This window comes from Flavobacterium phycosphaerae, from assembly GCF_010119235.1.
Classification (GTDB): domain Bacteria; phylum Bacteroidota; class Bacteroidia; order Flavobacteriales; family Flavobacteriaceae; genus Flavobacterium; species Flavobacterium phycosphaerae.
This window is the reverse complement of sequence record NZ_JAAATZ010000001.1, coordinates 904,054-923,207: the sequence shown is the minus strand read 5'-3', so window position 1 is coordinate 923,207 and position 19,154 is coordinate 904,054. Positions and strand designations below refer to the sequence as shown.

16 protein-coding genes, 1 tRNA gene and 1 pseudogene are annotated in these 19,154 nt (G+C 40.4%); 3 read left to right on the top strand and 15 right to left on the bottom strand.

Annotated features, from left to right (window positions below; translation table 11 throughout):
* Positions 1 to 82 precede the first annotated feature (82 nt).
* From mgtE to serS, 6 genes are all read right to left on the bottom strand, one after another.
* The gene (mgtE, locus tag GUU89_RS04040) at positions 83 to 1,432 is read right to left on the bottom strand and encodes a magnesium transporter (RefSeq protein ID WP_162126722.1); all 1,350 of its coding nucleotides are present in this window, start codon (positions 1,430 to 1,432) and stop codon (positions 83 to 85) included.
* Positions 1,422 to 2,201, bottom strand: a complete 780-nt coding sequence (rsmA, locus tag GUU89_RS04035; protein WP_162126721.1) for a 16S rRNA (adenine(1518)-N(6)/adenine(1519)-N(6))-dimethyltransferase RsmA — start codon at positions 2,199 to 2,201, stop codon at positions 1,422 to 1,424. Before rsmA ends, mgtE begins: the two co-directional genes overlap by 11 nt.
* Positions 2,202 to 2,242: 41 nt before the next feature.
* The gene (locus GUU89_RS04030; protein ID WP_162126720.1) at positions 2,243 to 2,545 is read right to left on the bottom strand and encodes a GIY-YIG nuclease family protein; all 303 of its coding nucleotides are present in this window, start codon (positions 2,543 to 2,545) and stop codon (positions 2,243 to 2,245) included.
* A 56-nt stretch (positions 2,546 to 2,601) separates the two neighbouring features.
* Positions 2,602 to 2,913, bottom strand: a complete 312-nt coding sequence (locus GUU89_RS04025) for a DUF4286 family protein (protein ID WP_162126719.1) — start codon at positions 2,911 to 2,913, stop codon at positions 2,602 to 2,604.
* Positions 2,914 to 2,949: 36 nt separating this feature from the next.
* A complete protein-coding gene (locus tag GUU89_RS04020; RefSeq protein ID WP_162126718.1) occupies positions 2,950 to 4,728 on the bottom strand; it encodes a tetratricopeptide repeat protein in 1,779 nt (592 codons plus the stop codon).
* Between the two features lie 81 nt (positions 4,729 to 4,809).
* Complete coding sequence (gene serS / locus GUU89_RS04015; protein ID WP_162126717.1) at positions 4,810 to 6,081, bottom strand: serine--tRNA ligase; 1,272 nt, start codon at positions 6,079 to 6,081, stop codon at positions 4,810 to 4,812.
* A 179-nt stretch (positions 6,082 to 6,260) separates the two neighbouring features.
* Here serS and GUU89_RS04010 point away from each other — a divergent pair, with 179 nt between their 5' ends.
* Positions 6,261 to 8,183, top strand: a complete 1,923-nt coding sequence (locus GUU89_RS04010) for a M1 family aminopeptidase (RefSeq protein ID WP_162126716.1) — start codon at positions 6,261 to 6,263, stop codon at positions 8,181 to 8,183.
* Positions 8,184 to 8,260: 77 nt separating this feature from the next.
* A pseudogene (gene rseP / locus GUU89_RS04005) lies at positions 8,261 to 9,606 on the top strand (RIP metalloprotease RseP).
* 172 nt (positions 9,607 to 9,778) lie between these two features.
* On the opposite strand, the gene GUU89_RS04000 reads toward rseP, so the two are convergent.
* Positions 9,779 to 9,852: transfer RNA gene (locus GUU89_RS04000), tRNA-Asn, on the bottom strand.
* A gap of 275 nt (positions 9,853 to 10,127) precedes the next feature.
* Between GUU89_RS04000 and GUU89_RS03995 the strand changes: the two genes are divergently transcribed.
* Positions 10,128 to 10,847, top strand: coding sequence for a hypothetical protein (locus GUU89_RS03995; RefSeq protein ID WP_162126715.1), 720 nt, complete (start codon positions 10,128 to 10,130; stop codon positions 10,845 to 10,847).
* Positions 10,848 to 10,946: 99 nt separating this feature from the next.
* Here GUU89_RS03995 and GUU89_RS03990 read toward each other — a convergent pair whose 3' ends face one another.
* The 8 genes from GUU89_RS03990 to nuoL form a co-directional block, all read right to left on the bottom strand.
* Positions 10,947 to 11,126: a hypothetical protein gene (locus GUU89_RS03990; RefSeq protein ID WP_162126714.1), complete on the bottom strand. Its 180-nt coding sequence runs from the start codon at positions 11,124 to 11,126 to the stop codon at positions 10,947 to 10,949.
* 52 nt (positions 11,127 to 11,178) lie between these two features.
* Positions 11,179 to 11,823 carry a helix-turn-helix domain-containing protein gene (locus GUU89_RS03985; RefSeq protein WP_162126713.1) on the bottom strand — a complete coding sequence of 215 codons (645 nt, stop codon included), beginning with the start codon at positions 11,821 to 11,823 and terminating at the stop codon, positions 11,179 to 11,181.
* 236 nt (positions 11,824 to 12,059) lie between these two features.
* Entirely contained in the window at positions 12,060 to 12,431 is a 372-nt protein-coding gene (locus GUU89_RS03980; protein ID WP_394350905.1) for a LexA family protein, read from the bottom strand.
* Between the two features lie 53 nt (positions 12,432 to 12,484).
* Positions 12,485 to 13,753, bottom strand: a complete 1,269-nt coding sequence (locus GUU89_RS03975) for a Y-family DNA polymerase (RefSeq protein ID WP_162126711.1) — start codon at positions 13,751 to 13,753, stop codon at positions 12,485 to 12,487.
* Positions 13,754 to 13,850: 97 nt separating this feature from the next.
* Complete coding sequence (locus GUU89_RS03970) at positions 13,851 to 14,339, bottom strand: hypothetical protein (RefSeq protein WP_162126710.1); 489 nt, start codon at positions 14,337 to 14,339, stop codon at positions 13,851 to 13,853.
* Positions 14,340 to 14,438: 99 nt separating this feature from the next.
* On the bottom strand, positions 14,439 to 15,809 hold the full coding sequence (locus GUU89_RS03965; protein ID WP_162126709.1) for an NADH-quinone oxidoreductase subunit N: 1,371 nt from the start codon (positions 15,807 to 15,809) through the stop codon (positions 14,439 to 14,441).
* A gap of 9 nt (positions 15,810 to 15,818) precedes the next feature.
* Entirely contained in the window at positions 15,819 to 17,255 is a 1,437-nt protein-coding gene (locus GUU89_RS03960) for a complex I subunit 4 family protein (RefSeq protein ID WP_162126708.1), read from the bottom strand.
* A 10-nt stretch (positions 17,256 to 17,265) separates the two neighbouring features.
* The gene (gene nuoL, locus GUU89_RS03955; protein WP_162126707.1) at positions 17,266 to 19,152 is read right to left on the bottom strand and encodes an NADH-quinone oxidoreductase subunit L; all 1,887 of its coding nucleotides are present in this window, start codon (positions 19,150 to 19,152) and stop codon (positions 17,266 to 17,268) included.
* Positions 19,153 to 19,154: the final 2 nt, after the last annotated feature.

Here is a 19,154-nt window from a genome sequence, read left to right as displayed (position 1 = left end):
CAATTACAGTTGCAAATTGAGCAAAAAAGTGTTCGTGTTATAAAATGTAAATAAGGAGTGATCTTCAAAAAGTTTTCTAACACTAAAATCCAAGAATTAATCTTGCTATGGCAAAATAAAGAATGATACCGAAGACATCATTGGTTGTAGTAATAAATGGTCCGGTAGCAATAGCGGGATCAATTTTGTTTTTGTGCAGAAATAAAGGAACCAAGGTGCCCAACATGGCTGCAAAGAGGATAACCACTATAATAGAGATGGAAATGGCCAAGCCTACTTGGTATTGTTGGTACATCACGGAATGATAAACCAACAGAAAGAGTGAAATTATCGTGCCGGAAAGCATGGCCACTAACAATTCCTTTTTAAAGTAATTTTGACTGAATTCTTTTAACGACCCATTGGCCAACCCTTGCACGACTATAGCCGAGGCCTGAACGCCAATATTTCCGGCTGTTGCAGACAATAAGGGTACAAAAATGATAAGGGTTTCATATTTGTGAAATGCCGATTCATTATTCTTTAAAACAAAAGAAGCGACTATTTCGATTACCATACCAATCAAAAGCCATGGCAGACGCGCTTTGATTAATTCAAATACAGTATCTCCGGCTTCAACGTCTTGGGTGATACCTGCCGCCATTTGGTAATCTTTATCGGCTTCTTCTTTAATCACATCAATGATATCGTCTACCGTGACACGCCCTACCAAACGCCCCATTTCATCAACTACGGGAATGGCTTCCAAGTCGTATTTTTGCATGATACGGGCCACCTCAGTGTTGGGGGTATCTACTTTTACGTAATCTACTTTTTTGATGTATACTTCGCTGACCGGTGTTTTGGTAGATGTAGTCAGTAAATCTTTCAAAGACAATCGGCCTTTTAATCGGTTTTCGTCATCTACTACATAAATGGAATGCACGCGGGTGACATGTTCTGCTTGCAGGCGCATTTCTTTTACGCAGGTCAGTACGTTCCAATTTTCATTGACTTTTACCAACTCTTTTCCCATCAATCCCCCGGCAGTGTCTTCGTTATAGCGCAACAAATCGACAATGTCTTTGGCGTGCTCTACGTCTTCCAACTCGGAGATTACTTCTTCTTTTTTGCTTTGTGATAATTCGGCAATAATATCTGCCGCGTCATCGGTATCTAATTCGTCTAATTCTTCGGCAATTTCTTTAGCAGAAAGGCCTTGAAGTATTTTTTCACGAACGTCATCTTCCAGTTCCGGCAGGATTTCGGCGGTGATTTCACTGTCTAAAATCCTAAAAATATAGGTGGCTTCTTCAATGTCTAATTCATCAAAAATCTCGGCAATATCGGCATGGTGCATGTCATTCAACAAAATTTCCAATTCATGGTCATTTTTGTCGTGAATGAGTTGCTCGATTTGCGCTAAGAGTTCTTTGCTGATTTTAAACTGCATTGGCTTCTATTTTTTGAGTAAGTTCGATGAACTGTTCTACAGATAATTGCTCCGGACGGAGGTCAAAGATACTATCTTCTTTTAAATTATCCGAAAGGTTGAATGATTTTAAGCTGTTTCGTAAGGTTTTGCGGCGTTGCTGAAAGCCCGTTTTTACCACACTGAAAAATAGTTTTTCGTTACAGGGCAGATGAAAATCGGCTTTTCTTCGTAAGCGTAAAACACCCGACTTTACTTTGGGTGGCGGATTGAAAACATGCTCATCTACCGTAAACAAGTATTCGGCATCATAAAACGCCTGTACTAACACCGATAAAATGCCATACACTTTGTTGCCTTTTTTAGAGCAGATTCTTTCGGCCACTTCTTTTTGAAACATGCCCGAAAACTCAGGAACTTGTTCCCGTAAATCCAAGCAACGAAAAACGATTTGCGAAGAAATATTATAGGGGAAGTTACCCGTAATGGCAAACGGTTGGCCTTCAAAAATTTCATTGATGTTGTATTTCAAAAAATCTTTGGAAATGATTTTACCGTGCAATTTAGGGTAATGGGTATTGAGGTATTCTACCGACTCGGTATCGATTTCAATCACATAAGTAGTGGTGGGTTTTTCCAACAGATATTTCGTCAGTACACCCATGCCCGGGCCTATTTCCAATACATTGTCATAGCCTTCTAAACCCAGTGTGTCGGCAATATTTTTGGCAATATTTTCATCGGTTAAGAAGTGTTGCCCTAGGTGTTTTTTGGCTTTTACTTGGTTCATTTTTATTCCAATTGTCATTCCCGCGAAGGCGGGAATCTATATTAATTACTCCATTCTTCAGAAAGATCTTTCCAATCTTTGTTTTCTGCTTCAATCAAATTTATTTTCCATTGTCGATTCCATTTTTTGAGTTGTTTTTCTCTTAGAATAGCATCGTTTATATATTGGAAAATCTCATAGTATACTAACAAATCTATAGCATATTTTGCTGTAAAACAGTTTGGGTTTACTTTGTTTTTATGCTCTTCAATTCTTCTTTCAATATTGTTGGTAACTCCAATGTAGAGCGTCCCATTTTTCTTGCTGGCTAAAATATAAACAAAGTATTGAGGAAATAGTTCCATCTTCTATACTGTTTTATTTGTGGGTTCCCGCCTTCGCGGGAATGACAACGGGTGACTTAATGATCAGAAATTAATTCCAATTCGGTACGGAAAGCCAACATCTTGTCACCAAACAATTGAGCGCTTTCTGCTCTTAGTTTTGGAGCATCTTCATCATAGTATTTTTGCAAGGTTTCTTTGGAATCCGTAGTAAATTGAATAGAATAGGTGGTGCCACCCATTTCTTCTTCCACCAAAACTTTAACCATACGCGCCGAAGAAAATTTTCCGGTAGCCAGCATGTCGTTGATGTGTTTTTCCTGCATCCAGCGCATCCATTGGTCGTGAACGCTTTCTTGTATGTTGATGGTAACGTTGTAAAGTATCATTTTGAATTACGAATTTGAAATTATGAATTACGACTACTAAAGATTAGTATCGCCGCGCAGTTTTCGGTATTTATTCCTCGAGTCGACAAAGTAAATGCTGTCTTCGTGCTTGAAAATCATTTCTTCGTATAGCGGTTTGGCTTTGTCGGGGTCGTGGAGTTGGGTGTTGTAAATTTCTGCTGAAAAATAAAGCGCTTCATCAATGTATATGCTCTCGTTGTGCTTGGTGATGATTTCATTGTAGTTCTCCAATGCTTTGACAAAATCACCCATTTTTTCATAGAGTTTACCAATGCGCAACAACGCCACCGGTTCAATAACATCGCCTTTGTTTTCTTTTAAAATTGCTTGAAAATGGGCTAAGGATTCCGATTTTTTATTTTGATATAACAGAAAATCCGCGCGGGCAAATTTCTTCAAAGCCACTTGGGTAGAATCTTCTACGGTGTTGTCACTGATTAGTAAAAATAAATCTAAAGCATCATTGGCTATCAATTGAGATGGAGCCGATTTGAGTACTTTCAATTGATGTGAGGCCCACTGAAAATCACCTTTAAAATAACTGGTTTTGGCCGTTTTCAAACTGGCTTCCTGGCCAATAGCATCACCGCCCATGTCTTCATCAATCTGTGAATAATAAATCAAAGCCTGGTTGAATTTTTCTTCAAATAAAAAGATATCCGCCAGCGCCATTTTCACTTCTGCCATTTGGTAGCGATTGATAGGCATTTCCATAGCATTTTTTAAAATGGTTTTCGCTTTTTCGGGATTGTTCAAATGAAACGCAGTAAAGTTGGCCTGCAATTCTAATAGCGAAAGAGTGTAAGGACTTACGCCAAATTGTTTTATTAAATTTTCTAATTCCTGAGTGATGGCCGGATAATCTTTTTCCAACGCGTGGTTGATTCTCATTTCAATCAAATAGGAATGAGACTGCACCAATAGTTCTATGTCTTGAGTGTTGTCTAAAACAAACGTCAGGATTTCTTGCGCTGAATCTTCATCATTGTCTTCTATGGCCATTTGTCCCAAATTGACAATGTTGGCAAAAGAATTGGGGTCTCTTTTGTAGATGGCTTTTTGCTGCACAAAGGCTTTGCCGTATTCTTTAAGTTGCACAAAATACCAGCTTAAAAAATCGTTCCAAATCACATCTTGTGTTTTTTGGGCTCTGATTAACAAGGCTTTTTTCAAGGCTTCATTAAAAGTAGTGTCTACTTCTTCGGTCATGAATCGAGACAACTGATTTTGAATTATCGGCAGGTTTTGTGGGTTTTTAACCGATTCATCCAGGAAGGTTTCAATCATTAAATCGGTGTTGCCTTGTTGCCCGTAAAGCGTAGCCATTTGAAAGCTGAAACTCATTTTAGGCTCTTTTTCTAAAGCGGTTTTATAAGCCAGTAACGCATAATCAAACAAGGCCTTCTTTTCAAAAAGGTAGGCGATGCCATATACTTCGGCCGCATTTTTTTTGATTTTATCAATGGCCTGATCGTAGTATTTTTTAGCTTTCTCCTGGTTTTTTTGCAGTTGGTAATTAAAACCCAGTTCCACCAAAAGATTGCTTTGTTTGTATTTGTCAAAACGCTCCTCTAAGGCTTTTTGCGATTTGTCATATTGCTGTAACTGCTGGTAACACTCAATTACCCTTTGGAAATAGTTGAAATTGCCCTCGGCTGTTTTTAATAAATCCTGATAAGTTAGTAACGCTTTCTCAAAATCGCCACGGTCAAAATAGTTATTGGCCAATTGATCACTTTGGGCCTTAGCCAAAAATGACAGGAATAAGAACGCGGTGAGCAGGAGTTTTTTCATACTTTGAAATAAAACGAACAATGTACTAAAGTAACACTTTTTGTGCTCGATTAGTACATTGTTTGCTAAAGATTAACTTTTTTAGTTAATGATATCGAAACCGGTATAAGGGCGCAATACTTCCGGGATTACGATACCTTCCGGAGTTTGATAATTTTCGATGATGCCGGCTAAAACTCTTGGTAAGGCTAATGAACTTCCGTTCAAAGTGTGCGCCAGTTGAGTTTTACCATCTTTGCCTTTGAAACGCAATTTCAAACGGTTGGCTTGGAACGTTTCAAAATTAGAAACCGAACTGATTTCTAACCAACGGTCTTGTGCTGTAGAAAACACTTCGAAATCGTAAGTCAATGCCGAAGCAAAGCTCATATCACCGCCGCAAAGTCTCAAGATACGGAAAGGTAATTTCAATTCGCGCATAATGTCTTTTACATGTTCCACCATGCCGTCAAGGGCAGCATAGGAATTATCAGGATGTTCGATACGAACGATTTCTACTTTGTCAAACTGGTGTAAACGGTTCAATCCTCGAACGTGAGCACCATACGAACCGGCTTCTCTACGGAAACAAGGTGTGTAGCCTGTGCATAAAACCGGCAATTCGTTTTCTTGTAAAATCACATCGCGGAATAAGTTGGTCACCGGTACTTCCGCGGTTGGGATTAGGTATAAATCATCTTCTCCCACGTGGTACATCTGTCCTTCTTTATCCGGTAATTGTCCGGTTCCGAAACCTGACGCTTCGTTAACCAAATGAGGTACCTGATATTCTTGGTATCCTGCGGCTGTATTTTTATCTAAGAAATAAGCAATCAAAGCGCGTTGTAAGCGAGCGCCTTTTCCTTTGTATACCGGGAATCCGGCTCCGGTGATTTTTACACCTAATTCAAAGTCGATGATGTCGTATTTTTTTACCAACTCCCAGTGGGGCTGTGCGCCTTCATGCAATACCGGGATGTCGCCTTCCTGAAAAACGTTTAGGTTTTCTTCCGGTGTTTTTCCTTCCGGAACGATAGCGGCAGGGAGGTTAGGCAGCAAGTACATTTTTTGTTGCAACTCACTGGCATAGGCGTCCAATTTTTCTGAAAGTTCCTTGCTGGTTTCTTTCAGTTGACTGGTTTTTTGTTTTAAAATTTCGGCTTTGGCTTTTTCGCCGCTTTTCATCATTTCGCCGATAGCGGACGAAAGTTTGTTAGCTTCCGCCAAAGTATTGTCAAGAGCCACCTGAGTGCTTCTTCTGTTTTCGTCTAATTGGATTACGTCGGCAACGATAGCCTTGGCATCCATGTGTTTTTTGGCTAAAGCGGCAACCACTTTTTCCTGATTTTCTCTGATGTAACTTATTTGTAACATGACATTTTCTTTATAAGGAGGCAAATTTAATGAAATGTTTGATAAAACCTTTCAGTTGTCTTAAAACTTACTTTTTAGGGTAAAAGATTACGAAGCTGTTTCTAAGACATTATTTTACCCTATTTTTAATAAAGGGTACAGTGGTTTATTATTATATTCGCAAAAATTTCTACCATACCATGAAAAAAAGCTACGTTTTATGGCTCTGCCTTTCGATAAGTGCTGTTTTTGCCCAAAAAAATAGTGTGTCCCGACATGCCATAGCAGAGGCTGAAATGAAATCGGCGGCCAAAACAATGAATCTGCAGGTTAATGCCAATACCCAAAATTACGATATTACCTATCATAAATTAGAGTTTTCGATAAATCCGGGAGCTGCCTCAAAATTTATTTCCGGGAAAGTAACGACTACTTACACCGCTTTGGCCAACATGACGACCATTACTTTTGATTTGGCGAATGAGCTGACAACAAGTGCGGTTAAAATGGGGACTACCGATTTGGCTTTTGTGGAAAACACAAATAATGAGCTAGTCATCACCTTACCGGCTACACAAGCGGCAGGCACTTCGGCCACGATTGAGGTTACTTATTCGGGCACGCCGCCCAATAACGGTATGGGTTCTTTTGAGAAAGCCACTCATAACGGTACCGGAATTATCTGGACCCTTTCGGAGCCTTTTGGTGCTCGCGACTGGTGGCCTTGTAAACAAGACTTGAGTGATAAAATAGACAGTATTGATGTGTACATCACAGCACCCTCACAATATGTTTCGGTTTCTAATGGTATAGAAACCACCGCCCCGGTCATTTCGGGAGGCAATAAAACCACTCATTTTCATCATGGCTATCCTATTCCGGCGTATTTGATTGCTATTGCCTGTACCAATTACAGCGTTTACAATCAAATCGGAGGAGCAACGTCTCAATATCCGATTATCAACTATATCTATCCCGAAAATTTAGCCACCATACAACCCCTGTTGGATGAAACACCGGCTATTTTGGAATTGTATGAAAATTTGTTTGAGATTTATCCGTTTCACAACGAAAAATACGGACATGCTCAGTTTGGCTGGGGCGGCGGTATGGAGCATACTACGGTATCGTTTATGGTTAATTTCAGCCGAGAATTGATTGCTCATGAAATGGGACATCAGTGGTTTGGAGACAAAATCACTTGCGGTTCTTGGAAAGATATTTGGTTAAACGAAGGATTTGCTACCTATTTGGCGGCTATGGTTATCGAGAATTTTGATGGCTTGGATTCTTTTGTCCTGGAGAAACAATCTATGATTGACAATATTACGTCGACTACCGGGGGCGCTGTTTATTTAACCGATACGCAGGCTACGAATGTTGGTCGAATTTTTAGTGGTCAGTTTAGCTATGATAAAGGAGCTATGGTGTTGGAAATGCTGCGTTTTAAACTAGGCGATGCTGCATTTTTTCAGGGGGTTAAGAATTATTTAGCCGATCCGAATTTGGCTTATAAGTATGCGGTGACTACTGATTTAAAAGGGCATTTGGAAGCGGTTTACGGCCAAAGTTTGACCGAGTTTTTTAACGATTGGATTTACAATCAGGGCTATCCTACTTATACTATCACCGCTCAGAACTGGGGTGCCGGGCAGGTAAAATTGGTGGTGAATCAAACCCAGTCGCATCCGTCGGTGACTTATTTTGAAATGCCGGTTCCGATAAGAGTTTATGGTCCCAACGGAGAGCAGCAAGATTTGGTAGTAAACAATACCGTTAATGGCGAATCGTTTATCGTGAGCGTTCCTTTTGTAGTGACCGGTGTTGCTTTTGATCCTGAAAGACATCTTATTTCTAAAAATTCTAACATCACTTTAGGTAATCAGGCTTTTGAAATGGACAAGGCGGTAACGGTTTATCCTAATCCGAGTGTGGAGGTTTTACACATTCAAATGCCGACTACTTTGGCTTTGGAAAAAGCGGTAATTTACAACAGTCTTGGGCAAAAAGTGCTTGAAAGTACTACTTTGGATATCGCGGTAAGCAGCCTGTCATCAGGGGTTCATTACATTGACATTCAAACGGCCGAGGGCATCTATCATAAAAAATTCATAAAAAAGTAATCTTCAACCAATATAGTATGCAGGAGTAAGGTGAAAACCTTACTTTTGTGCGTTTAAAAGAAACTGACAAATAAGAAATGGAAATTGCAATCAAATTATCTCAATTTTTACTGAGTTTATCAATACTAATTATACTGCACGAGCTGGGGCATTTTATTCCGGCCAAATTATTTAAAACCCGCGTAGAGAAATTCTATTTATTTTTTGACATCAAATATTCGTTACTGAAAAAGAAAATCGGAGAAACCGAATACGGTATCGGCTGGTTGCCTTTGGGAGGCTATGTTAAGATATCGGGAATGATTGATGAGAGTATGGACACCGAGCAAATGGCTCAGGAACCACAACCTTGGGAGTTCCGCTCTAAACCGGCCTGGCAACGTTTGATTATTATGTTGGGTGGGGTAACGGTAAATTTCATTTTGGCGTTTATCATTTATATTGGGATGACGTTTTTTTATGGTGAACAATATATTGCTAACAGCGAAGTCAAAGACGGAATTTGGATTACCAATCCGGTGGTAGAAAAAGCAGGATTGAAAACCGGCGATAAGTTGGTTTCTATTGATGGAGAAAAGGTAGAACGCTTTTTTGAATCGAATGAGAAGTTGTTTTTGTCTAAAGAAATCATTGTACTTCGTGACGGTAAAGAAGAAAAGGTCCATTTTCCGGTCAACTTTATTGATCAGTTGATGGCAGGCAAAAAAGGGTCGCTGATTGAATTGCGTGTTCCGTTTGTGATTACCGATGTGCCTGAGGACTCGCACAACAAAGGCGTTTTAAAAAGCAGAGACATTATCAGCAGTTTTAACGGACAACCGGTTAAGTATGCCGATGAAGTAGTAGCCGCTCTTGACACCTTAAAAGGAAAAACGATTCCGGTAGTGGTTAAAAGAGACGGGCAAGAAGTGTCGCTTAGCCTGAAAGTAAACGATAAAGGTAAGCTGGGCGTGGTATACGCTTTCAGAGCCCCTTATAGTGATTTAGAAAAATTAGGCTATTACAAGATAAGCAAACAAGAATACGGATTCTTTGAATCGATTCCGGTGGGTATTGACCGTGGCTTTACGCAATTGGGCAATTACGGCAAACAGTTGAAAGCTATCTTTAACCCTAAAACAGGAGCCTATAAAGGCGTGGGTGGTTTTGCCGCTATCTTTAATATTTTCCCGAATACTTGGAGTTGGGAAGCGTTTTGGAGCATTACGGCTTTGCTGTCTATTATGCTTGGGGTGATGAATTTATTACCGATTCCGGCGCTTGACGGGGTCATGTGATGTTTTTATTATACGAAATGATTTCGGGCAGAAAGCCTAGTGATAAGTTCTTAGAAAGAGCGCAACTGGTTGGCTTTGTATTACTTATTTCGTTATTGCTTTTTGCTAACGGGAATGATATTTACAAGGCGATTTTTCACAAGTAATATTTTATCTAAATAGCTTTAGGTACCGTTTGCCAAGCGTATTAAAATATAAAGCCTGATACATTGCTATCAGGCTTTTTGTTTACTATTCCCGGGTCTTCCTTTAAACTTCTCCTGTCTAATTGAGGTAAAATAAAAAAGCCCGATACTTTCGTATCAGGCTTTCTTTCTGCTCCCCCTCTTGGGCTCGAACCAAGGACCCTCTGATTAACAGTCAGATGCTCTAACCAACTGAGCTAAGGAGGAAGATTTATATCTTTTAAGCGGTTGCAAATATAATGCGATTTTTATTTTTCACAAACAATTTTAAATAAAATTTCAAAAAAAATTCTAAGCCATTGGCAATGGGTATAGTAGTTCACTAAGGTATAGTTTTATATTTGGCTTTTTTCACTTTATAACTTTCAGAATACCATACGAAAGGGCAGACTTTATCAAATCTTCGATTTCGTTCGACAATGAGGAGGAGGAGTTTGTATTGCTATTTTGTTATTTTTGTTTAAACATTTGAAACCCATCTTATGAGAAAACCCATCTTATTATGCCTGCTGTTTGTACTATTTCAATCTTGTTCCTCCGGTGATAGTTCAGTACCAACCGGTTCTATACTGGTTAAGAAAATAGTAGAAACTGACCCGGCTGGTATTTTCACTTTTGAATACACCTACAATGGGAACAAAATGGTTGAATCTGTTCTTTCTACTACCGATTATATCCGGAGGGGTGTTTATACCTATACGGGTGACTTAATTACCAAAGTGGAGTTCTTCGATATTTCCAACACGCTGACAGAAAGAGATATTTACACTTTTGATACTGACAACCGTAAGAAGTCATTCGTGAAATTGGATTATTACAACGGAACCGGGACAAGAGAAATCTTTACTTATAATGCTGACGGGACTATTTCTTCCATAAGCTATAGTGGAGATTTAAACAGTCAGGACATTATGGTCTCCCATAATACCATAACCATGAGCAATGGAGCCATAAGCAGCCGAGAAGAAGATACAGGGACGATTATAAAAACGTTTACTTATGCTTATGATACTAAAAACAACCCATTCAAAAATGTAATCGGGTTAGAACAACCAAGTCACAACCTACTACAATCGACCTACTCTGAAAACGGAGGTACGGTTTATACAACCGATCAGCATTATACTTATAATTCAAATGATTTCCCGGTAACCCATAGTGCAGGGAGCAATACAGATACTGTTTTACAGTACTATTACTAGTATTTCGCCATTAAAATTCAACTATAAAGCCCGAAACTTTTGTATCGGGCTTTTTTTATGGTTTTACGGTATGGAGCAAAAGGAAACTCGGCATGTAAGTTAATAATTAACCCGGTGTGAGGTGCCTCTCGGCACTTTTCCGGTACCGTTGGTGGCGCCGTTGGTTCCGGTTCGGTCAGAGGCGGTGCCGTGATTGGCATAATACCCGGAGGAACAAGAAAGAAAAGCCATTACCATAACCAGCAACAGGCCTTTTCGGAGGTGGTGTACTGTTTTCATAGTCCTGTATTTTAAGTTCCTATAAAGGTACTTCCTTATTGGCCACTACTTCTTACATACTTTTGGCGGAATGTTGTATAATTTTAATGGGTATAGTGGTGGGAGAGCAATATAAGGTTTCGTTTTCGGGTGTAAGAGGGTTACGGGTTTCCAGACATTCTAAGCCTGTTGAAGGAGAATCAATTTCTGCCTGCAATAACTTTTCCTCCTCTTTTAATAACTGTAATTTGATTTGGTAGTGCACGATTTGGGAATGCCCTTTTTTGTCTAGTAGTCTGATTAAACCGTTTTTCAAAGCGCCCAGATACGTCAGATGATGCGGGGCCTTCTCTTTCCAGTCAATCCCCAGTTGGTTCACTAAGTGCAGCGCTATGAGTTTGGACTGGTATTTTTGCGCTAAAGAAGCCAGAAGGCGAGCGATTCGCACTTGATGGTACTGATTGTCTTTGAGCAATTTTTCAAAATAAGTTTTATGCTTAACGACTTGTTCGGCAGCACGCGACTTTAAAAATACCGAAGTAACCGCCGTTTTGGCCACCTGAAGCATATCCGCCAGTCGTTGGGTGGCTGTAAAAGGAATCTGGCGAGCTCCCAACTCATGCAATGCTAACCGACTGTGGCCTACCTCCAACAATAAAGACAGCTCTTCCTGTGTGAGGCCTAATGAATCTCTGATACGTTCTTTTTTTGCTTTCATAAATAAGGCTGTAACAAAACGTATACCAAAATCATTTTTATTACAGTTTTGTAATAATTATTTTTTTAGAATTTGTTTTATTACAAAAGTGTAATAATTTTTTAATTGGCATTTATTTTATTACTCCTTTAAAAGGGGGCAAAAACCGGCTTAGGGTACCCGCTTAATGGTGCAAAGTCAGTAAACATTTGCGCAGCGTTATAACAAAAAGGAAACTTTGTAGGATTGGCTTTTGTTCACACCCTCTTAATCACATACGTCACAATCCCCCAAATAAGAAGTTGGTTGTCTTGGGTGACTTTGATGGGTTGGAAGTCTTTGTTTTCGGGGAGCAGGAAGAGGCCGTCTTTTTGTATTTGGATGCGCTTTACGGTGAATTCGCCGTCAATGCAGCACACGGCTATTTTGCCATCAGTGGGTTCAAGGCTACGGTCAATAACCATAATATCGCCATCGTCTATACCGGCACCTGTCATAGAGGTTCCCGAGGCTTTGGCGTAGAAGGTGGCCTCGTGGTTTTTGACCAGTACGTTATCCAAACTGATTCTGGTTTCGTCAAAGTCGGCCGCAGGGGAGGGAAACCCGGCTTTGATGCCGCCCCCAAACAAAGGCAGCTCCCGAGGGTTTTCGGTATCGGGGATAAAGAACGTGAGGGTTTTATTTAACGACATGGAATCTCCAGTATTTCTTTAAAATCAGTAGTGTATTTTTTGGACAAATGCTCTTGTTTCATTTTCCAGGTGCGTTGCAGGTCTTGGCAGCCCAGGCGTATTTTGCGTTCTCCGGTTTTTTTATAATAGGCATCTATGACTTGCATCAGCTTGAGGTGTTTAGGGTTTTCTTCCTCAAAGAGGTGGAACTGCTTTTGGTTTTCGGGCAGAATATCGGTTACGATAACTCCGGCTTTTTTATAGATTTCGCCTTCTTCAAAAATGGCCTTGAGCATTTTTACCGCCAGGTTGCTAATGGTAATTGAGGAGTTGCTGGCAAACGGCAGTGTTTCCATTCGGTAAAAATTGTACCGCGCTCTTTCGGTTTTATACTTGTCTTTGCGCAGGTACAGGATAACCCCGTGGCAGCAGGATTTTTGTTTGCGGAGCTTTTCGGCACACACCGTTGCGAAGGTAGAAACGCGTTCTTTCATTTCGTCAAGCGTGGTGATGTTGCCGGCAAAACTGCGGGTAATGGCGATGCTCTTTTTGTCTTCCAACGGGTTGTCGAGCGTTAAGACCGACTTCCCTTCGAGCTCGTATTTCAGTCGCATGCCGGTAACGCCCATCGTGGTTTTGATGAAGGCTTCGTGTTGCGGCAGGGTAAACTCATAAGCGGTGTTGATGTTCTTGGCTTTCATTTTTTTAGTGAGGCGAAAACCAATGCCCCAAACGTCTTCGATTTTCGTCCATTTTAAGGCTTTTACGCGTTTTTCTTCGGTATCGATGACGTAGGAACCTTTTGTTTTTTCGGGAAACTTACGGGCGATTTTATTGGCGACTTTGGCCAGGGCTTTGGTGTCGGCAAATCCTACGGAAACCGGAATGCTGAGCCATTTGAGGATGCGACTTTTCATTTGCAGGCCGTAGTCGTGGAAGTCGGTTACGTTTACTCCGTCAAAATGCATAAACGCTTCGTCGATGCTGTAGGGTTCAACATGAGGCGTGAAGCCTTCCAGTATTTTCATCACGCGGCTGCTCAAATCGCCATACAGAGGATAGTTGGAAGAGAAGACTTTGATGTTTTTGGCTTTGAGTTCCTCGCGCACTTTGAATTCGGGTGCCCCCATAGGAATGCCCAAGGCCTTGGCTTCATCACTGCGCGAGATAATACAACCGTCGTTATTGGATAAAATAACAATGGGCTGGCCTACCAGTTTAGGCTGGAAGACCCGTTCGCAGGAAGCGTAAAAGTTATTGCAATCAACTAGGGCGTACATGGTATAAAATTAAACATTTTGCGGTGGAACAAAAGTTAATTTTGCCGATTGTTGATAATAAAAAAACCATCAAATAAGCTCTGATGGTTTACTATTTTTAAGCCGGGGTATCCAAATTCAGGTTGGTTTCCTTTTTGTTTTTGAAGTAATTCCACAAGAGTGTGATTGCCATTAGGAGCGTCCAAAACAATGGTGTGAAAATGGTGTAAATAGGTGTTAAGGTATCGTAACGCAAATACGGGTTGGGATTGGTATAATCTTCGGGGGCAACCTGAAGCCAGTCCTGAATGCCGATATAGAGTTGCATCAGCATGGAAATAATGATGGCTATGCGCAGAATTCTCAGCGTTTTGTCTACCGTGCCTTTGAACGAAAGAAGACAGAGTGGAATGAAAAACAGGATGAAAAAATACCCTCTCCCAAAGCCCCAACCGGTGTAAGGCATTAGGGAGGCTTTTAGTTTTTTATTGATATCCAAATTCAAATAAAAACTGAAGATAGTAATGGCAAAGGCAAATAGAAAGAATAGTATAATATCATAAGGAAGTTTTTTGAGAACTGCCGATACTTTGCTTGGGTTTTCCATGTGAGATTTTATTGGTTACCCAAATATAGAATTTATTTAAAACAAAAAACCATCAAAATCGCTCTTGATGGTTTTTTACTATGTTGAATAAAGTATTGTTTAGCTCAATAAATTGGTCACAAACGACGGATAGATTCCCATCAGGATGTTCAGCAAAATAGCTAATACCGCTACGGCATAATACACAAAAGGCACGGCTTGCTTTTCTTCGGCAGCGTCTTTGGTGTACATGGCCAAAATCAATTTGAAATAGTAGCCAATGCTGATGATAGAGTTAAGCACACCGGCAATTACGACTACTAAGAATCCGGATTTGATCGTTAGACTGAACAACATAAACTTAGCAAAGAACCCGGCAAAGATTGGGATTCCCGCCATAGATAAAAGCGAAGCTGTTAACACTGCAGCCAATAACGGATGGGTTTTGCCTAAACCGTTGAAGTTGGCAATGTCTTCGTTGTCTTTGTTACGCGTTACATAAATGATTACGGCAAAAGAAGCAATACCGGATAAGGCATAAGCAGCAGTATAATATAAAAGCGTGCTGGCTGAGGTAGCCAAACTTAAAACGGCCATCAACATAAAACCGGCATGTGAAATTCCGGAGAAGGCCAACATACGTTTTACATTCTTTTGACGCAAGGCCATGATATTTCCGATTGTCATCGATAGGATAGAAACGACCACGATTACCATTTCAAAGGTGGTGGATAATGAGGAAGTCATACCGCTTAACAATTTGTACAACGCGGCCATAGCTACTACTTTGGCTAAGGTACTCATCGTGGCTGTAGTCATAGACGGAGACCCTTCGTATACATCAGGAGCCCAGAAATGGAAAGGAGCTGCGGCAATTTTGAATAACATTCCGATTACCATTAAGGTGATTCCAATTGGGAACCAGATTGGCAATCCGGCACCGGCAGACAAGTCTTTGATTTCGGCTATGTCAAAATACCCAGTGGCGCCATAGATTAAGCAAATTCCAAACAACAGAATACCTGAAGCAAAAGAACCCAAAAGGAAATATTTCATTCCGGCCTCGTTGCTTTTTACGTCCAAGCGTCGGCTGGCGGCCAAGACATATAATGAGATCGATAAGACTTCAATGCCTAAGAAGAACATCGATAAGTTGCCGAAAGACACCATAGCTACGGCTCCGGCCAAAAGGAAAATCTTTATGGCGATGAAGTCGGATATTTTGGTTTGATGTTCTTTGTAAAAGTCGCCGCTCAGGGCCACCAAGAAAATAGTCAGCACTATAAACAAACTCGAGAAGGCTACCGAGAATTTATCGACTACAATCATATTGTTGTAGTAAGCCTGTGGCGTGTTGAATTCGGAAACGGTAAGTCCTAATATAGCTAGTAAACCAAGGATCGCAACCGGAACTAACAGCTTTCTTAAATTAAAGATTTCAGCGATAAGGCAAAAAACACCTAAACCTGATATGGCAATTAATGTATTCATTGGTAGGACTTAGTTATTAATAGTGGTTAAAATCTCTTTTAAACTTGGGGTCACCAAATCCACGATAGGTTTTGGATACAAGCCAAAGAATAATAAAAAAGCAATGATAACGATGAATGTGATCGCTTCATTGGTGGTTACATCAGCAAATGCTTTGGTATTGGTTTCGCCCAACATTACATTTTGGAACATTTTCAACATATAGTAAGCTCCTAAAATAATGGTGGTTCCACCCAAAACAGCAAACCAGATATTGGCTTGACTTAAACTGTACAATACGGTAAACTCTCCCACAAAGTTGAAGGTACCCGGTAAAGCCACAGAGGCTAAAACCATAATCATAAACATCGAAGTGAATTTAGGCGTTTGGGTTCTGATTCCGCCCATCTCAGCTATCTTATTGGTTTCATATCTTCTGTAAATGATTTCAGCGGCAAAGAACAACCCAACAATAACGAAACCGTGTGCAATCATTTGTGATACCGCACCACTCAATCCGTCAAGCGTTAAGGTATAACAACCGGCAGCTATTAAACCAACGTGTGCTAAGGAAGAATAAGCCAATAGTTTTTTCAAATCTTTTTGACGTAAAGCTACTATCGAACCATAAATCACGCCCGCAATACTCAACCCGATTAGGATGGGCATGTAAGTTTTGGCTGCTTCAGGGGCGATAGGCAATTGCCAACGAATAACGCTGTACAATCCCATTTTCAGCATGATACCTGATAGTAACATGGTTCCAACCGTTGGGGCTTTTTGGTATACTTTGGCCTGCCAAGTGTGGAAAGGTATGATTGGAATTTTAATCGCATAGGCTAAGAAGAAGGCAAAGAATATCCAGCATTGTTCTGTAGCGGTTAAATCTAATTTATATAAATCTTCTAAAAGGAAGCTTCCGGCTTTAGAGTATAAATAAGCAAAAGCGATTAGCATGAATAACGAACCTCCAAGCGTATAGATGAAGAATTTCAATACTGCTTTTTTGCGTTCTTCGGCATCACCGTTACCCCAAATCAAAGCGATGAAGTAAATCGGAATCAACGCCAATTCCCAGAAGATATAGTACAATAAACCGTCAGCGGCTAAGAACGTTCCGGTCATAGCAAAGGCCATGAACAATACTAAGGCATAAAAGTTTTTGCTGTTGTTGAATTGATTTCCAAAAGAAGAAAATACAATCAAAGGCGTCAAGGCTGTGGTTAATAAAACCATGGCCATCGCCAATCCATCCGCTTTGAAGGCTAAGGCTACTTTCGGGTTGTCAATCCAACCGGCCATGAAGCTGATGTTCGTTCCTTGATTCAATAAGTTTAACAAATACAATGACAAACCTAAAGCGCCCAAACTGAAAAGCAGTGCGACTTTGGAAGCTAATTTATCTCCGGCCAAAAAGGTTGCTATTGAACCAACCAGCAGTAATAATAATATAGTAGTTACATCCATTATGTAAAAATTATTGAGCGATATGCGTTATAAATAAATAGGTTATGATGGCACAAACACCAATCACAAACGCGAAAAGGTATAAACCGATATTTCCGTTTTGTAATTTCTTTCCTTGTGTTCCTAAACCGTTGGCGGCTGTTCCTAAACTGTAAACCACTTTGCCCAAAGCCGGCTCTAAAGTGGTACGGAAGAAATTGGCCAAACCGTTGATAGGTTTAACAATCAAGAACGTATAAAATTCATCCACATAATATTTGTTGTAAATGGTTTTGTTGAAGCCAACGATTTCCGAATCTTCTTTAGGGACAAAACCTTGTTTGATGTACTTGGCATTCGCCCAAAGAATCCCTACGATAGCTCCGGCTAAAGCAATTCCCATTAACATGAATTCATGAGTGCCTAAAGCGTGTTCTTCGTGTTTGCCTGCTAAAATAGGGGCTAAGAAATGGTTTAACCAAGTGCTGCCCGGTAAGTTAATCGCCCCACCGATAACCGCTAGAATAGCCAAGATTATTAATGGAATAGTGATTAAACTCGGACTTTCGTGCAAGTGGTGTTTTTGCTCTTCGGTCCCTCTGAATTCTTTAAAGAACGTTAGGTACATCAAACGGAACATATAGAAAGCCGTCATGATAGAAGCAATCGAAGCTATAACCCACAATACTTTGTTGTGTTCAAAAGCTACCATTAAGATTTCGTCTTTTGACCAGAACCCGGCAAACGGGAAGATACCCGCTATAGCAAGAGTTGAAATCATCATCGTCCAGAAAGTGATAGGCATCGCTTTGCGCAAACCGCCCATTTTTCGCATATCCTGTTCGCCATGCAAACCGTGAATTACTGAACCCGAACCCAAGAACAAACACGCTTTGAAGAAGGCATGTGTAATTACGTGGAATACGGCAACGTTATAAGCACCCAAACCTAAGGCCAAGAACATTAAGCCCAATTGGGATACGGTAGAGTAGGCCAAGACCTTTTTAATATCGTTTTGTAATAAACCAATTGAGGCTGCTACTAAAGCGGTAACTGCTCCTACTACGGCTATTATATCTTGTACTTCCGGTGTTAAATCGAATAAGAAATTCATACGGGTCACCATAAAGATACCGGCTGTTACCATCGTCGCCGCGTGGATTAACGCCGAAACCGGTGTTGGTCCGGCCATCGCATCAGGTAACCAAGTGTATAAAGGCATTTGAGCTGATTTACCACAAGCTCCGATGAATAAACATAATGCTGCGATTCCTAATAAACCGGTGTTGGCTGTTCCAACGGTGATTCCGTTGTGCATTCCGGTATAATCTAAAGTAGAGAATACACTGCCCAAGATAAACATCCCGATTAGGAATCCTAAATCACCCACACGGTTCATGATAAACGCTTTTTTGGCGGCATCATTATAATCTTGGTTTTTATACCAAAATCCGATTAATAAGTACGAGCACAATCCAACGCCTTCCCAACCGATGAACATCACCAATAAGTTGCTTCCTATTACTAAGGTAATCATGAAGAATACGAACAGGTTTAAGTAGGCAAAGAACTTGTGCATGTTCTCGTCATCGTGCATGTAGCTGATGGAGTATAAGTGAATTAATGAACCAATTCCGGTAACAAATAACAACCAAAGCAAAGACAATTGGTCTAATAAAATGCCGAAGCTTAATTTGAAATTGCTAACCTGAATCCAATCGAATAAAGCGATTTCAAAAGGTTTTCCGTTTTGGTTTAATTGGGCGAAGAAGCAGATGCTCAATAAAAATGAGACTACTACAGTCAGTGTTCCGATAGCACCGGAAACCGTTCGGCTTACTTTTTTTCCGAAGAAAACATTGAAAAGAAATCCAACAAACGGAGATAAGAGTAATACTAAAGCTAATTTTGTTTCCATCC

Excerpts from the sequence above, each read along its gene's own strand:
- mgtE (WP_162126722.1), bottom strand. The coding sequence starts at position 1,432 with ATGCAGTTTAAAATCAGCAAAGAACTCTTAGCGCAAATCGAGCAACTC.
- rsmA (WP_162126721.1), bottom strand. The coding sequence starts at position 2,201 with ATGAACCAAGTAAAAGCCAAAAAACACCTAGGGCAACACTTCTTAACC.
- GUU89_RS04030 (WP_162126720.1), bottom strand. The coding sequence starts at position 2,545 with ATGGAACTATTTCCTCAATACTTTGTTTATATTTTAGCCAGCAAGAAA.
- GUU89_RS04025 (WP_162126719.1), bottom strand. The coding sequence starts at position 2,913 with ATGATACTTTACAACGTTACCATCAACATACAAGAAAGCGTTCACGAC.
- GUU89_RS04020 (WP_162126718.1), bottom strand. The coding sequence starts at position 4,728 with ATGAAAAAACTCCTGCTCACCGCGTTCTTATTCCTGTCATTTTTGGCT.
- serS (WP_162126717.1), bottom strand. The coding sequence starts at position 6,081 with ATGTTACAAATAAGTTACATCAGAGAAAATCAGGAAAAAGTGGTTGCC.
- GUU89_RS04010 (WP_162126716.1), top strand. The coding sequence starts at position 6,261 with ATGAAAAAAAGCTACGTTTTATGGCTCTGCCTTTCGATAAGTGCTGTT.
- GUU89_RS03995 (WP_162126715.1), top strand. The coding sequence starts at position 10,128 with ATGAGAAAACCCATCTTATTATGCCTGCTGTTTGTACTATTTCAATCT.
- GUU89_RS03990 (WP_162126714.1), bottom strand. The coding sequence starts at position 11,126 with ATGAAAACAGTACACCACCTCCGAAAAGGCCTGTTGCTGGTTATGGTA.
- GUU89_RS03985 (WP_162126713.1), bottom strand. The coding sequence starts at position 11,823 with ATGAAAGCAAAAAAAGAACGTATCAGAGATTCATTAGGCCTCACACAG.
- GUU89_RS03975 (WP_162126711.1), bottom strand. The coding sequence starts at position 13,753 with ATGTACGCCCTAGTTGATTGCAATAACTTTTACGCTTCCTGCGAACGG.
- GUU89_RS03970 (WP_162126710.1), bottom strand. The coding sequence starts at position 14,339 with ATGGAAAACCCAAGCAAAGTATCGGCAGTTCTCAAAAAACTTCCTTAT.
- GUU89_RS03965 (WP_162126709.1), bottom strand. The coding sequence starts at position 15,809 with ATGAATACATTAATTGCCATATCAGGTTTAGGTGTTTTTTGCCTTATC.
- GUU89_RS03960 (WP_162126708.1), bottom strand. The coding sequence starts at position 17,255 with ATGGATGTAACTACTATATTATTATTACTGCTGGTTGGTTCAATAGCA.
- nuoL (WP_162126707.1), bottom strand. The coding sequence starts at position 19,152 with ATGGAAACAAAATTAGCTTTAGTATTACTCTTATCTCCGTTTGTTGGA.